Origin of the sequence: Paenibacillus sp. HB172176 (assembly GCF_011947265.1) — a bacterium.
In the GTDB taxonomy this organism is placed as follows: domain Bacteria; phylum Bacillota; class Bacilli; order Paenibacillales; family Paenibacillaceae; genus Pristimantibacillus.
This window is the reverse complement of sequence record NZ_JAATHD010000004.1, coordinates 306,634-321,938: the sequence shown is the minus strand read 5'-3', so window position 1 is coordinate 321,938 and position 15,305 is coordinate 306,634. Positions and strand designations below refer to the sequence as shown.

At 49.7% G+C, this 15,305-nt stretch carries 8 protein-coding genes and 2 CRISPR repeat arrays; all 8 genes read right to left on the bottom strand.

Annotated features, from left to right (window positions below):
- Positions 1–248: 248 nt before the first annotated feature.
- Positions 249–317 carry a putative holin-like toxin gene (locus HFP08_RS29230; protein ID WP_240941226.1) on the bottom strand — a complete coding sequence of 23 codons (69 nt, stop codon included), beginning with the start codon at positions 315–317 and terminating at the stop codon, positions 249–251.
- A 273-nt stretch (positions 318–590) separates the two neighbouring features.
- Positions 591–1,214: a CRISPR direct-repeat array (repeat unit 32 nt; unit sequence ATTTCAATCCACGCATCCGCGAGGGATGCGAC).
- 230 nt (positions 1,215–1,444) lie between these two features.
- Positions 1,445–1,735 carry a CRISPR-associated endonuclease Cas2 gene (gene cas2 / locus HFP08_RS08460; RefSeq protein WP_168120261.1) on the bottom strand — a complete coding sequence of 97 codons (291 nt, stop codon included), beginning with the start codon at positions 1,733–1,735 and terminating at the stop codon, positions 1,445–1,447.
- Positions 1,736–1,744: 9 nt separating this feature from the next.
- Positions 1,745–2,776, bottom strand: a complete 1,032-nt coding sequence (gene cas1c / locus HFP08_RS08455) for a type I-C CRISPR-associated endonuclease Cas1c (protein WP_168120146.1) — start codon at positions 2,774–2,776, stop codon at positions 1,745–1,747.
- Positions 2,773–3,435 (bottom strand): CRISPR-associated protein Cas4, encoded by a 663-nt coding sequence (gene cas4 / locus HFP08_RS08450; RefSeq protein ID WP_168120145.1) that lies wholly within the window; start codon positions 3,433–3,435, stop codon positions 2,773–2,775. Before cas4 ends, cas1c begins: the two co-directional genes overlap by 4 nt.
- Position 3,436: 1 nt before the next feature.
- Entirely contained in the window at positions 3,437–4,300 is an 864-nt protein-coding gene (cas7c, locus tag HFP08_RS08445; protein ID WP_168120144.1) for a type I-C CRISPR-associated protein Cas7/Csd2, read from the bottom strand.
- Positions 4,301–4,327: 27 nt separating this feature from the next.
- Entirely contained in the window at positions 4,328–6,271 is a 1,944-nt protein-coding gene (gene cas8c / locus HFP08_RS08440) for a type I-C CRISPR-associated protein Cas8c/Csd1 (RefSeq protein ID WP_168120143.1), read from the bottom strand.
- Positions 6,268–6,993, bottom strand: a complete 726-nt coding sequence (gene cas5c, locus HFP08_RS08435; protein WP_168120142.1) for a type I-C CRISPR-associated protein Cas5c — start codon at positions 6,991–6,993, stop codon at positions 6,268–6,270. The genes cas8c and cas5c overlap by 4 nt, the downstream gene beginning before the upstream one ends.
- Before the next feature lie 39 nt (positions 6,994–7,032).
- Entirely contained in the window at positions 7,033–9,510 is a 2,478-nt protein-coding gene (gene cas3 / locus HFP08_RS08430; RefSeq protein ID WP_168120141.1) for a CRISPR-associated helicase Cas3', read from the bottom strand.
- Between the two features lie 479 nt (positions 9,511–9,989).
- Positions 9,990–15,199: direct repeats of the CRISPR family, unit length 32 nt; unit sequence ATTTCAATCCACGCATCCGCGAGGGATGCGAC.
- Positions 15,200–15,305 lie beyond the last annotated feature (106 nt).

Below are 15,305 nucleotides of genomic sequence, written 5' to 3'. Positions count from 1 at the left end.
GCCAACGACATGCGTAATCCAAACTTTGGCGAGTATCTGAAACAAATGGAAGGTTGGGCCAATTCTGCGCTCAGTCAGCGCAAGGTTTTCCCATAAGTTCACTTCTTTTTCTAAATGTGTTATCATATCTTAAAAAGAGCCGAGTGCTAGTAACACTCGGCTAGACAAAAGGCTTGGATGGGGGTAATCCCTTCTAGTCTAAATCGGGAAAAGAACCCACCTTCGGCGGACAACCTTGGGGTGGGTTCTTACTTTTTCTTGAAGTTATTCGAGATGTATGTCAGTAGTGCAAGAATAAATGATCCGAATAATAACATGATCGTTATTGCTGCTTCTACCTTCATGGCATCACCTCCCCAACGTTTACGAAGTAAACGTACTTCGTAAGCATATTCTCGAAGGGATACCATGCCCACCCAAGATTCGATTGTCATAACCATATTGTACCATTATGAATTAAGATAATACAGAACACATATTCTTGTTTTTAATTGTTTTTGGTATCTATACGAATTTCGTTTATTTCCCCTACCTTGACATCCATATAGGATGCGACGTGCCGAACGCTAGTAAAAGCTGCGCATCGGACTATTTCAATCCACGCATCCGCGAGGGATGCGACTAGATGATTAAAATCGTCAATACGGTATCGACTGATTTCAATCCACGCATCCGCGAGGGATGCGACGCGGCTGCGCGTATGGCATTCGCGCTCGCATCGATTTCAATCCACGCATCCGCGAGGGATGCGACGCTATGTTGCACAGATCGTACGGGGTTATGTCGAGGATTTCAATCCACGCATCCGCGAGGGATGCGACCCTCCTTTGAAAATTTATCCATAGAAGTTTACAAATTTCAATCCACGCATCCGCGAGGGATGCGACTGACATTGGTCATATAGTCCATGACCAAGCCGCATTTCAATCCACGCATCCGCGAGGGATGCGACTCCGAGGAAGACGACTTTGCTCCATCCCCCGATATTTCAATCCACGCATCCGCGAGGGATGCGACATTCGATATTCATCACCGTCAATTGTTTCACGTGATTTCAATCCACGCATCCGCGAGGGATGCGACCGGGATCGGCATATTGTTTTTCGTCCGAAAGTGATTTCAATCCACGCATCCGCGAGGGATGCGACGCAAATGAAAAAGCTTCCCCAGCTAGTTTGTGGAATTTCAATCCACGCATCCGCGAGGGATGCGACAGCGAATTCAGCCTAAAAACCCTGCTTTTCGCTTCTTGCTCCATACAAACTGACTTAAAACAAGTGCAATTGTCTTTGTTTTCTTTTGTTTTGCCAAAAACCAAACAATATCAAAAATAAAATCCGGTACGAATCCCCCAGGAATTTCATGTTCGCTTCACATTCGCACCCGAGATTCGCACCACCTTGAACACTCAGATGACCACATATTCATGAGCGCTCCCACCTACTCAAAAAATCAAAGGCCCTTCCAAATCAAGCGAAGCCTTCGCGCCAATATGCTCCACCTTGCTCTGATAGTTATTGCCCAATTGATAGAATCGTAGGCTGTCTTGCTCTTCCTCAATAATATCCTTCAGCCTCAATTTCAACTGGGCAAACTGTGTGTTGTCCACAATACATTCGAATACAGAATTTTGCACGCGCTGACCATAAGCGAGACAGGTTTTCGCCACTTGGCGCAAGCGGCGCTGTCCGGCGCTGCTTGTCGTACTCACATCATATGTAATCAACACCAACAAACGCTTCACCTACTTCCACAGAAATGGCGGATACTCATCCAGATCTCCTCTGAGATACCTTGCAAGCAGCATCGCTTGAACATGTGGCACAAGCCCCCAACTAATCTTCTCGCTTAGAAAGGGATGCGTAATTTTCTCTTGCTTCTTCTCCTGCCAAGCTGCAAGGAATTTCTTCCTGGCCTCGTCGCTCATCAGGACGGCTCCATTCTCCTTCTGCTCGAAATCCTTCTGATCCACCAGCTTCTTATTTACCATTGTCAGGACAAACCTGTCAGCATACACCCCGCGCAGCTCTTCCATCACATCGAGAGCCAATGATGCGCGTCCCGGACGATCCCGATGCAGATAGCCTACATAAGCATCTAGCCCCACGCCTTCAAGCGCAGACCTCATATCATTAGCAAGAAGCGTATAAGCGAATGACAGCATCGCATTCATATTATCGAGCGGCGGTCTGCGAGATCGGGTGCGGAAATAAAAATGTTCCTTTTGCTGTAATATCATAGGGTCCAACAATCGATTGTAGCTAATCGCCGCCTGTCCTTCGAGACCGCGCAGCCTCTCCAGATCCTCACAAACTCGAATTTCCTGCATCAACTCCGACAACTGGCGGGAGGTTTCCTTGAAGCGGTCAACCTCAATTCGAAGCGGATAATCCCGGGTCATCCTCTCCAGCATCCACTTCTGATTATACACCTTGCCTGTAATGAAATTACGCGCGATTCGGGCCGATTCCGTCTCATCTTCTGACAGAGCATACTGCCGTTTGCGCAGAGTCACATTGCCATTGCTCTCTCCAATAACTCTTGCAAGGAACCTGCCGTTCATCGTCAGAAACACCATCGAAATATTACGTTCCGCGCAATAACCCATTAGCCCGGGGCTCGCTCCCGTATAACCGAAAGCCACGATCGACTCCAGATTATGGAGCGGTACTTGCCCCAGCTTCTCCTTGCTCTTCTGAAGCACAATGTTGTCTCCCTCAAGCGACATATACATATCCGGCTGGGTGACATACAGCGTATTCAACAGCTTCTTCATTCAGCGATTTTCCCTTCGAGATAGCCTTTGACCGAACGCTTGCTCATAAGCTCCGGCATACACAGATCTTCCAGCGAGCAGCTCCGGCAGAATGCCCCCGTTTTCACTTTTGGCGTATGCCTGCGGCGATAATACTCCTGCATTTCACAAGCAATGTCAACGACCTCCGACTTTAACGATTTAGAGATGTCCACCTCAACCCTGCGCTTGATTTCATGATAAAAGATATAGCCAGTACGCACCTCGCATAGCAGCATATCCTCCAGGCAAACGGCCTGTGCGGCAAGCTGAAGCACATCCTCCTCGCCGCGCTTCGGCTTGCCGCGTTTATATTCGACTGGCACAGCGCGATAGTTCCCTTCCTCGCCGCTTATAGGAACGCCGTCTTGATCGTGGACAAACTCGACCACATCGCAGCGACCGGAAAGACCAAGACGGGGAGACTTGATCGACATGGCTCTGACAATCAGCTTGTCCCCCCGTTTTTCCCGAATGGAAGGCTGGTCTGCTTTCTCGTGAAGATGCTGACCTTCAACTGTGAGCACATTTTCCTTCCATTGTTGTTCGATATGGATGAGCGCCCACTGCCGCTTGCAAAACTTGAAATGCTGAATGCCCGACAACATTAAATAGTCGTCCTCATTCTCGAACAGCTTCATTTTATTGACCGTCCAATTCTTCGACAGCGAGCCCCTCCAACGGCAGCACGCCAAAGGAGTAATCCTCGTAGCTCTTCGGCTCATGCTTAAGTCGCTCAACAAGAAGCGAACGATGCACCTTGGCCGAGGAATACTGCCCCAGCTTGGAGCTGTGCTTCCACCAATATACCTTGTTCACCTCCATGCTTCCTTCCGGCCGCGCCGAGGATACATCGTTCGCGAACAAGGTTTGCAGCGCCAGCTTGATTTGCTCCGCGTCCTCTTCCGTAAATCCCGTCTTCTCCGCAAGCTGGGTATTAATGCTGCCGTAGAATACATACACGCCAGACTCCACGCGATGCTTCATTCCCATTGTATCGGAGCCTCTGGAGGTGCCCGGCTCGGAGTTCACGCTCTTCGTGATCTGATTGCTGGCGATGTCGATCGGCTCCAGGCTGATTGCCGGATGGAGCGAGACAGGTCCTCTGACGCCAACAGACACACCCGATCCATTCTTGTCGCCTTTGAACGCAAACACCTGTCCGAAGCCTCGCACATCAATCCAATTCAAGCATGCAATGCGAGCGAATTCATCATTAGATGCATTTTTTGATGACAGTATTTTGGCTAAGTCCTCATTCCCCGCCGCCCGCTCCCGCAAGCTGCCGAAGCTGTCATCCTTCCTATCATTTGATTGCACGAAGATGCTCTCGCCCAGATCCTGCAGCCGATTGCGAATTTTGCGTTTGATCGCCACATCCGAAATTTCTCCATGACCATCATAGTTTTGCCGCGGGCGGTTGCCATTTAGAGGATCGCCGTTCGGATTGGCCTTTTTCACCGACAACACAACAGCAAAGTCAATTTTATTACTCAAAATACCCATGCTCATCTCTCCCATTCCTTATTAGGGTTAATCCATTGCCTCTTCACTGTCGTCTACATCCAACTCTGCGTTCCCGTCCTTTGACTTCTTCTGATACAGCTCATGACGTTGGCTATAATAGCCTAACAAATAAGGACCTTTCAGCGGCTCATCATTATAATCCTCAACCTTCATAAGCGCCCCGACCTCGTCCAGCTTGCCGGACAAATAGGCCGCCTTCGCTCCAAGCTTCGCCTGATAAGGCTGCAAGCATTGCTGAAGCGTATTCCATGTTCTCGCCGGATGATTGACGAACGCATTCATGTAGCGAACCGCATTCGTAGCCCGCTGCTCATCCCCAAGCGCCCTTCTCTCCAGCACATCCGCTATAGCGAGCAATCTGCCGAACAAGTAATCCCGGCTTGTGTTCTGTGTATCCAGCGCCAATTCCATTCCCTCCCCATGTTTTTGATCAATCAGCCGCTTATTAATTAGAGCGCAGGCAATGCTGAGCGTTTTCTCCCATTCCCACTTCTCAAGCGCTACTGGATTGGAAGCCTTCCTGAAAGCGTTATCTACAATATCATGCGGCATAGGTCGTCCATCCAAAATAACAGGCAACATTCGTTCCATTAGCCCTTTAACCAGCTTATCGTCCGCACGCGGTCCATAAGCGGCAAGTGCTATGTCTCGCACAGAAGGAGCGCCTCGAAACAGCACATAATCCTTCTGCTCATTTTTCCGATAACGATGCAACCAAGAGCATTCGACATGCCATTGCTTCAGCTTGTCGAAATAGTCGTCCTGCTCCATCATCCGATAATACAATACCGCCATGCGCCCCGTCGTTGCCGAATCCAGTACCAGAACGTTCACCTTGGCATCCTTGTGCGGCTCCTGCCCCAAGCGATGACGCAGTCCATTAATCGCCTTGCTTACTTCCTCCGCATATTCGCGATTGGTGAAAGCAGGCGTCGCCGCTTTCTCCGCTCGGTCTGCATCCAGATCAAACGTATCCTCCAACGGATCAATCATATCGGGATTACCATCCGACCATACCAGAAACACGCGCCCATCCAGCGTTTTACCTTGGCGGTTAATGAGCCATTTGAGCGCATTATGCGCCTTCTGCGACACATCGAATCCAATGCTCGCCGCATCTGCTGACTTCTCAAAGCGCCCCCGATAGGTGAAGCCGGTGGAATCATTGGAGGAGATCAGCTTGGCCTTGTCCGCCGCATGACGAATCTTGTTTGCATGCCGTTCCGTGCTTGGCAGCCGATCTCCCATCACATAGCAAATATCCTGACTGCCCAGCTTTTCGCTATAATAATTGATAAAGGATTGATACATCGCTTGATCCTGCCAGGTTTTCTCCAATATCTTGTGCGGGGAATATACGGTAAATCGGACAAAAGCATCCTCCTGATCGCCAGCCACAGCTCCGAATATATCCGGCCGCTGCTTGGACAAATGCTCAAAGGAATTGTCCCATTTTGCAATCAGCTTATTTTGACTGTCTACATACAACACACGCTCTCTTATCAGATCCGTAATCAAGGTCCCTTGGCTGAGATAGCGGTAAATACTCCTGACCGAATCGACAGCCGCCGGCGACTCCGCCCAGTCGCGAAGCTGTTCAATATAGGCCGCATAATGCTCGAATTTCTTACTATTCGTCCCAAACTGAGCATAATCTCCGGCAACATAGCTCAGCTTGTCATGCAGAGGGTACGGATAGACCGCGCTGCCGGATCGACTCGCCGCCTCTTCCGTAGCAGGAATGAGCGTACTCATCTCTTCCTTGCCGCTAATGACACTCGCTCGATGGAATTGTCCATTTCCCATAATCTGCACTTCAATATGAGCGTTCTGAGTCGTATGGCAAATCGGCAGCAGCGTGAATTCAGCTCCGTTTCGTTTTCTCTCGCTGACTCCCACCTGTTCCAGATTAGCTTCATAGGTCTTATACAATTGCAGCAGCCAGCTCATAGACTCTCCCCCTCCTCCATGACTTGTGCATACAGCGCATCTGCATCCTCAACATTGTTGCTGTCGAATACCTTTGCTTTCATATCTCCAATCGTTCGAACCCGTATACAGTCCTCGGGCCTGTCGAAGGTAATCACGCCATCCTTCATATTGGGCTGCCACAATCTGACCTCGAGTTGATCCCTTCCGGTTTCATCCGGATAGTTAATCCCGTGCACCATTGTACCGAGACTTAGCTGCCCATAATCGTCATAATAGCTCTCGCCCTCACCGAATTCGCAAGGCTCCACATAGGCTTGACATTCCCGCGTTCCGAGGAAAATATCTCGTCTGCCTCCAGCTTGCAGTGAGCGCTTCAAAATATTGTGATGCTTATGCTCATTGCGATCATGCGCCAATTCGGGACGGTGCTCGTTAAATTCAAAATACGCTCGCACTTGATACTCCACATCGCGCAGATAGGTATAGTTCGCAAGCGTATTGCCCCCACTGTACTCAATCGGCCTGACTCCTTTGGATTCCATGCGAATCTTCTTCATCAGTCGAACAGCATCAACCCTCATGAGCAGGGTTGGCTTCCAATAGATCGATTCAACAATCCCTTTAAGCGCCTGATAGGTTGGAACCTGATAGCTCAGCTTCTCGCCGCCCAGCTTGGTCAGCGGATCGGTGAACAAGGCGTATGGGCCGTAGACCTTAAACTCTATCGCGTTTCTTGGCAATCGATTCACCTCCTTTCGTGCATGAAATGTACGTTACTCTCAAAACATCGCCAGACCCAAAGCCCCATCACTATTAATATTCAGCCCATACTGATCGTCATAAGCATTTTCGCGCAAAGCAAGCATCTTTCCATCCAATAAAGGATAAATTCCGCCATTCCGATCAAGCGCCTTAAGCTCAGGCTGAAACACATTCACCGTGTAACTCTGTGCCTCGCGCAGAGCCTGCGACAGCTCCGCAATACTGCCTCCTCCATTCAGACGCGCAATCAAGTCACGTCCTTCCTCGCCATAAGGGGCAATAACAGAGGTCGTCTGATCACGAATAACCTCGAAATGCTCGGCTGCCGTCAAGAAACTGCTTGTCATATACAAGTCGAGCTTAGGGCGGTTCGATTGCTTATACTCGTAGCGGCAAGATTTCTTCTCTTGGTGTGCATTTAACATGAGCAAAGTCATCATATCGCGATTCGACTGCAGCACAGGATAATCCAACTCCTCTTTGAACTCATGATAAAACCGTTCATAGTACCATCTGATTGCATCCAGCGATAACAGATGACCGTCATGCATAAGAGCATCCTGTCGCAGATTAATTAGCACATCCAGCGTTAGTTCCTTTCCCTTATGAATTTCTTTTAATCCGCTCGTATTTTCACCTTCGACCTCAATCAGATAAGCCGTACTCATGCCAAATTCTCCATGACGATTGCAACGCCCCGCCGCCTGCGCAATAGAATCGATGCCGGATAAGGAACGAATCACACACTGAAAGCTGATGTCCACACCCGCCTCGATCAACTGCGTGCTGACGCATACGACTCTCTCCTTGCGCTTGAGCAACTCTCGAATTTCCTTCAGCTTTTCTTTTCGATGCGCTGCGCACATACCCGTACTAAGGTGAAACAGATAATATTCTTTGTCATCCGTTCTTTGCTCAATCAACGCTTCAAACGTTCGCCTCACAACCGATTTTGTGTTCAAAATAACCAGCACGCTGCCAACTTTATCTAGACGCTGATGAACGAACATAGCCACTTGTTCGGGATCCATCGGCCCATCTTGCGTCTTATCGCACATCTCTACTCGCTCGAAAGCTTTCGCAACCTCGAGGGGGTGTTCTATTATTTCAGGATTATCAGCAAGCGTAAGCCGTTGACGAACCGAATCCAGCGCAGGCTGCGTTGCAGTACAGAGCACCACACTAGAGCCCGCAGACTGAACAAGAAAATTCAGCGCGCTGTTGAACAAAGATACGCAATGAACCGGTACCTTCTGCACCTCGTCGAAAATAATTACCGCTTCGCTCAGATTATGCAATCTGCGAATATATCGGCTGCCTTTGGCATACCACGCATTCAGAAACTGCACCATGGTCGTCATCACAATTGGAGAATCCCAATTATCGCGAGCCAGCTTCAGCTTTTGGGCGGTCGTCATAGGTTCGTCCGTATCCGTAGCGTCATCTTCGATATCATTCACTACCGTAGAGTGATGCTCTAACAAATTTGTATCATCATGAATAATGTCGCGAAGCTCCTGAGCGTTTTGTTCAATAATTGTTGTGAATGGTATAACGTAAATTATTCGCTTCAGATTATGCTTCCTGGCATGCTTGAGCGCAAATCGGAAGCTGGCAAGCGTCTTGCCCCCGCCAGTGGGAATAGAGAGTGTGTAAATCCCTCTCTCCCTATCCGCCTGCGATTCACATCGCTCGGACATCTCTCTTCTGAGACGGTTTATTGTGCTGTCGGCCCCTGGCCGTTGCCGCAATCGATGCAGATGAGCCATAAGCTTCGCATCGTAATCCTCCCACAAATTCACATTTGCGTGAGCCTCGTTTACCTGCTCCGCTTCTTTGTATGGTTGGATCTCACAATTTTCTTCAAATTCTCTGCTATCGGTTCGGTCGGCATCAATAAGGATGCTAAACACAAACTTCGTCAACAAAGAAAGCCGGCCCTCAGTCGCTTCGTCCGATTTCTGAGCCAGAAACGCTTCCAGCTCCGTCGCAGCTAGATCGACATAAGCATCGAGTTTCTTTTCACTCATGACATGTTCGAAAAAATTCGCGCAAGCCTTATCATAATCCAGCTTCACGGCATTATCCGCATGGACCCGGCGCAAATAACCGGATTCCATATCAGGAGCAAGCATATCCTGCAAATAGGCATGATGCGAAATAATCGCATTTCCTACAATTTCCGCTACCAGCCAACGTGACGCCTTGGGAGCTCCCGTATGATAACGCTCGTACAGTAGCTTGCCTCCAGCAGTTGAATGATCGACGCTACCCCGCTTCACGGGCTTCTCGGGATGAAAGACAGCATTCCATATATATTCCCGGAAAGCCTCTGTAAACTTACCCATATCGTGCAGCAGTCCGGCAAGTCCAGCGACATGCGGAATTCCCAACTTCTCCCCATTCTTCTCTGCCAGTTCACGAACACTTGTCAAATGCTGCTCAACGGTTTGGATTTCCTTATCCGACTCTCTTATATGAGCGATATAGTCCACAGTTCCCAGCCTCCATCCGTACTAATCGAATGCACACCTTGAATATGGTTCCTAATACCTACATTTCGACATCCGTTTCCAGTATCCTTTATACTTATGAAATATTTTCTATCCCTCCCATTTCTCCCGTCGGGGATTTGTTCAGCAAAAAAAGCCATACCGAATCTTCTATGATCTCGGTGATAGCTACACTGGAACAACAGCTTTTAAAGTTCACTTCTTTTTCTAAATGTGTTATCATATTTTAAAAAGAGCCGAGTGCTAGTAACACTCAGCTAGACAAAAGGCTTGGATGGTATATCCCTTCAAGTTTTTATAGGAATAAGAACCCACCTTTGGCGCTAACCTTGGGGTGGGTTCTTACTTTTTCTTGAAGTTATTCGAGATGTATGTCAGTAGTGCAAAAATAAACTGGTTAATATCTACGTTTCTGTGTATGATGCAACCAACATGCTAGCTAATGTTGACACTTGGGATAAATTTCAACCCACGTATCCACGAGGGATGCGACCTCATCCATACTTTCAACCGTTTGTGGATTTGCATTTCAATCCACGCATCCGCGAGGGATGCGACGGCCGTGGAGAAGATGACGCGATGTCCGTCGAGATTTCAATCCACGCATCCGCGAGGGATGCGACCGGATGACAAGCTGCCGGTGCTGTTCGTTTTCGATTTCAATCCACGCATCCGCGAGGGATGCGACTCCTCGACTTGCTGAGCATAGGGGGCAAGCAGCCATTTCAATCCACGCATCCGCGAGGGATGCGACCTAGAGCCGGATACAGCGTCATAGGAACGTTTGATTTCAATCCACGCATCCGCGAGGGATGCGACTTATTAATCCCGACACTTCTCTGCCCGATACAGATTTCAATCCACGCATCCGCGAGGGATGCGACGTAGACCGCATAATGCGAAGTAAAGAGGTAACAATTTCAATCCACGCATCCGCGAGGGATGCGACTTTGGTACGAGGAGCTTGATGAATTTACGTCCATGATTTCAATCCACGCATCCGCGAGGGATGCGACCAAGTTTTTCTGTTGAATTTCCTGTATCCAGCGAAATTTCAATCCACGCATCCGCGAGGGATGCGACTCAAACGCTGAATCCGGCTACTTATGGATGGTGATTTCAATCCACGCATCCGCGAGGGATGCGACGAGGTAAGTGCGAAGCCTGCTACATCAGGGATAATTTCAATCCACGCATCCGCGAGGGATGCGACCAATGAGCTCCTGAAATTTGATGCTCTGGCAATATTTCAATCCACGCATCCGCGAGGGATGCGACGATCCAAAATCCCCGAGGTAAATATACCTTGGGAATTTCAATCCACGCATCCGCGAGGGATGCGACACGCCTCCGATTGATGTTACAAATTTGCAAGTAATTTCAATCCACGCATCCGCGAGGGATGCGACATTGATAGAGATTTTGCCCCCCCTACCCCTCCTGATTTCAATCCACGCATCCGCGAGGGATGCGACTCAAAAAACGGAAACAATATTATAGATGATGTGATTTCAATCCACGCATCCGCGAGGGATGCGACATACGAATACGAAAAGGACAGCAACGGCAATTGATTTCAATCCACGCATCCGCGAGGGATGCGACAAACCAATCTTAAAAGGTCAGGTCTACTATACCATTTCAATCCACGCATCCGCGAGGGATGCGACGGCACATAGCAGCAGAGAGGTACGCAAGTGGTTTATTTCAATCCACGCATCCGCGAGGGATGCGACGAGGATGATCTTGTTGGGCGATTGCTCAAAAAAATTTCAATCCACGCATCCGCGAGGGATGCGACGCGGCAGGCGCAGTCACTGAGAACCTATAAACCATTTCAATCCACGCATCCGCGAGGGATGCGACGAAACGTTCGGAATGGCGGCGCGCTCATGCAGGATTTCAATCCACGCATCCGCGAGGGATGCGACCAAGGGATTTTTCATATGCTCGATATGCTTCATTATTTCAATCCACGCATCCGCGAGGGATGCGACTCGCTTATCCAATATCAGTATCATATATACAGTCATTTCAATCCACGCATCCGCGAGGGATGCGACATGTGATCGGATCACCCATTTTGTACTTGGACTGATTTCAATCCACGCATCCGCGAGGGATGCGACTCTCCTGTATCGGTTTATCTCGATACGCTGCAAATTTCAATCCACGCATCCGCGAGGGATGCGACTCGCCACACCGTCCATTAACCGCCTTGATACGCATTTCAATCCACGCATCCGCGAGGGATGCGACGGATTTTAAAACACACATCCCGACCAAAAAAGCGATTTCAATCCACGCATCCGCGAAGGATGCGACTCAAGGATATCCGAGATTGGATATCTCGATGATGATTTCAATCCACGCATCCGCGAGGGATGCGACTCATCAATGTCTCCTTATTGTAACACCCCCAATAATTTCAATCCACGCATCCGCGAGGGATGCGACGCAACTCAAGCAATTCTTCCGCTGTATAGCTATATTTCAATCCACGCATCCGCGAGGGATGCGACTTTTTATTTCTTTCCCGATGCGAGGATTAGGGACCTATTTCAATCCACGCATCCGCGAGGGATGCGACCTACTACCTTCATATCCCCATCACCGCCAATAGAATTTCAATCCACGCATCCGCGAGGGATGCGACCTGCACGTTTTGACTTGACCAATCGACCAGCGCGGATTTCAATCCACGCATCCGCGAGGGATGCGACCTACTACCTTCATATCCCCATCACCGCCAATAGAATTTCAATCCACGCATCCGCGAGGGATGCGACCTGCACGTTTTGACTTGACCAATCGACCAGCGCGGATTTCAATCCACGCATCCGCGAGGGATGCGACTTAGAGATGGCCCAGCGTGCAGAGTTCGGTGTCATTTCAATCCACGCATCCGCGAGGGATGCGACCGCGTGCTTCATTTGCTGTTAATACCTTCTCAAGATTTCAATCCACGCATCCGCGAGGGATGCGACCGCTGCCGCTTCTATGGCTTAAAAATGGCGAGGATTTCAATCCACGCATCCGCGAGGGATGCGACATGTATAGTGCATCCGGCGTATTATTATTTAGTATTTCAATCCACGCATCCGCGAGGGATGCGACCGCCACAAAGGCGAATCAGACGAATTTGATTATATTTCAATCCACGCATCCGCGAGGGATGCGACCTAGTTCCGTGGTCAGCAACAAATGAGGCAGGAATTTCAATCCACGCATCCGCGAGGGATGCGACCCCCTCTCTCCGGCGTACAGATAGATTACTTCGCATTTCAATCCACGCATCCGCGAGGGATGCGACCTTTGTCCGAATTGACTATCCGCATGGATGAATATTTCAATCCACGCATCCGCGAGGGATGCGACTCATGCGAACACTTGTCAATTAACGGCGAGACTCATTTCAATCCACGCATCCGCGAGGGATGCGACTTACTGGTTCGGCGTAACCGCAAAAACGCAGATTGATTTCAATCCACGCATCCGCGAGGGATGCGACTCCCAGCAAGGAGGTGGGGGCAATGTCTGATTCATTTCAATCCACGCATCCGCGAGGGATGCGACCGCGATCACATCATCGAGCGAGCTTCCCGCGCTGATTTCAATCCACGCATCCGCGAGGGATGCGACGTTGCCGTTTCGTCCATCAAAATGTGATGGAGCGATTTCAATCCACGCATCCGCGAGGGATGCGACCGTGTACTTGGGCGACATCATCGAGACAGCGGGATTTCAATCCACGCATCCGCGAGGGATGCGACTCTTCCATTCTATGGGGTGCTACCTGTGATCCCATTTCAATCCACGCATCCGCGAGGGATGCGACGCATCGGCGTTCCACTTCATTCCAACAAAGTCGATTTCAATCCACGCATCCGCGAGGGATGCGACGAAACTGACTTGTAACCCGAGACGGACAAATCCATTTCAATCCACGCATCCGCGAGGGATGCGACTGCCCATACCGATAACCCAATCAGTAACGCTCCATTTCAATCCACGCATCCGCGAGGGATGCGACCTTTCGGACGAAAAACAATATGACGATCCCGCTTATTTCAATCCACGCATCCGCGAGGGATGCGACATAGTGATCGAGATTGCCCCAATGGGATCGGTGAATTTCAATCCACGCATCCGCGAGGGATGCGACTAAACAAGACTTGTGCAGCAGCAACAGTCTAGTATTTCAATCCACGCATCCGCGAGGGATGCGACGCTCTAATCGCTGAAAAGTTGTTCGGCTGGCGCAATTTCAATCCACGCATCCGCGAGGGATGCGACTCACGGGCGCAAACTTAACCTTGCATGGATCGGATTTCAATCCACGCATCCGCGAGGGATGCGACTTTGATAGATTCATATTGCGAAGGAGGATGGAGCATTTCAATCCACGCATCCGCGAGGGATGCGACCAACAAAGATCGCGGTGCTGGATCGGCAAAAGGATTTCAATCCACGCATCCGCGAGGGATGCGACTGGGACGCGATCCCCGAGGGCTACCGCATCGCAGATTTCAATCCACGCATCCGCGAGGGATGCGACCTAATAAGCACAGATGTAGGAATAACATGGATTATTTCAATCCACGCATCCGCGAGGGATGCGACATTCGCTTCTGCATAGCGGTTCTTGCCAATTTGTATTTCAATCCACGCATCCGCGAGGGATGCGACGGGGACGTTCCCATTCCTCTTCCGATGCGAGCGCATTTCAATCCACGCATCCGCGAGGGATGCGACACGTCCCACATCTCTTGCGACCATTTTTCAAGTGATTTCAATCCACGCATCCGCGAGGGATGCGACGCAACAAAGATCGCGGTGCTGGATCGGCAAAAGGATTTCAATCCACGCATCCGCGAGGGATGCGACTGCGCTCGGCTTTCTCCCACGCTTCCGTGTTGGATTTCAATCCACGCATCCGCGAGGGATGCGACATCGAGTTAAAATTTGCTTAAGGTATCAAAGGGAATTTCAATCCACGCATCCGCGAGGGATGCGACTATCAATATCAGTGTCACCAGTAGCAGGAGCAGCATTTCAATCCACGCATCCGCGAGGGATGCGACTCGTTTTTTATTTGAGCCAAATGAGTTTTTAAAAATTTCAATCCACGCATCCGCGAGGGATGCGACCAAGCTAAATCCCATAATTTAAAAAACAACCAAATATTTCAATCCACGCATCCGCGAGGGATGCGACGACAGTCGGACTTGTGGTGGGGGTTAGTCTTGGATTTCAATCCACGCATCCGCGAGGGATGCGACACATAGCAAAGCGAGGTCGCTTGCAGAAGCGAGATTTCAATCCACGCATCCGCGAGGGATGCGACCATTCCGAATCTCGTTGCAACGGCGGCAGACTGATTTCAATCCACGCATCCGCGAGGGATGCGACTGAGTCATTGCCCTACAGCCGCCAGCTTTACGAATTTCAATCCACGCATCCGCGAGGGATGCGACTCTTGAGCGAGTGGAGTTCCTCTGTCGTGCTGATTTCAATCCACGCATCCGCGAGGGATGCGACATGCCTTACTTAGTATAACGGAGGTGAGGACATATTTCAATCCACGCATCCGCGAGGGATGCGACAAACGAGTTGAGAATGAGCGCTTGGTACAGATTATTTCAATCCACGCATCCGCGAGGGATGCGACAGCGAATTTTGCATCAAAAAGCATTTATCCGCTCTTATCTCATTCGAAAAGATGTAAAAATACGCATTACAATCTTTGTTTATTCCCGTTTCATTAAAAATCAAAT

Coding starts and splice junctions, on each gene's coding strand:
- cas1c (WP_168120146.1), bottom strand. CDS start 2,776: ATGAAGAAGCTGTTGAATACGCTGTATGTCACCCAGCCGGATATGTAT.
- cas4 (WP_168120145.1), bottom strand. CDS start 3,435: ATGAAGCTGTTCGAGAATGAGGACGACTATTTAATGTTGTCGGGCATT.
- cas7c (WP_168120144.1), bottom strand. CDS start 4,300: ATGGGTATTTTGAGTAATAAAATTGACTTTGCTGTTGTGTTGTCGGTG.
- cas8c (WP_168120143.1), bottom strand. CDS start 6,271: ATGAGCTGGCTGCTGCAATTGTATAAGACCTATGAAGCTAATCTGGAA.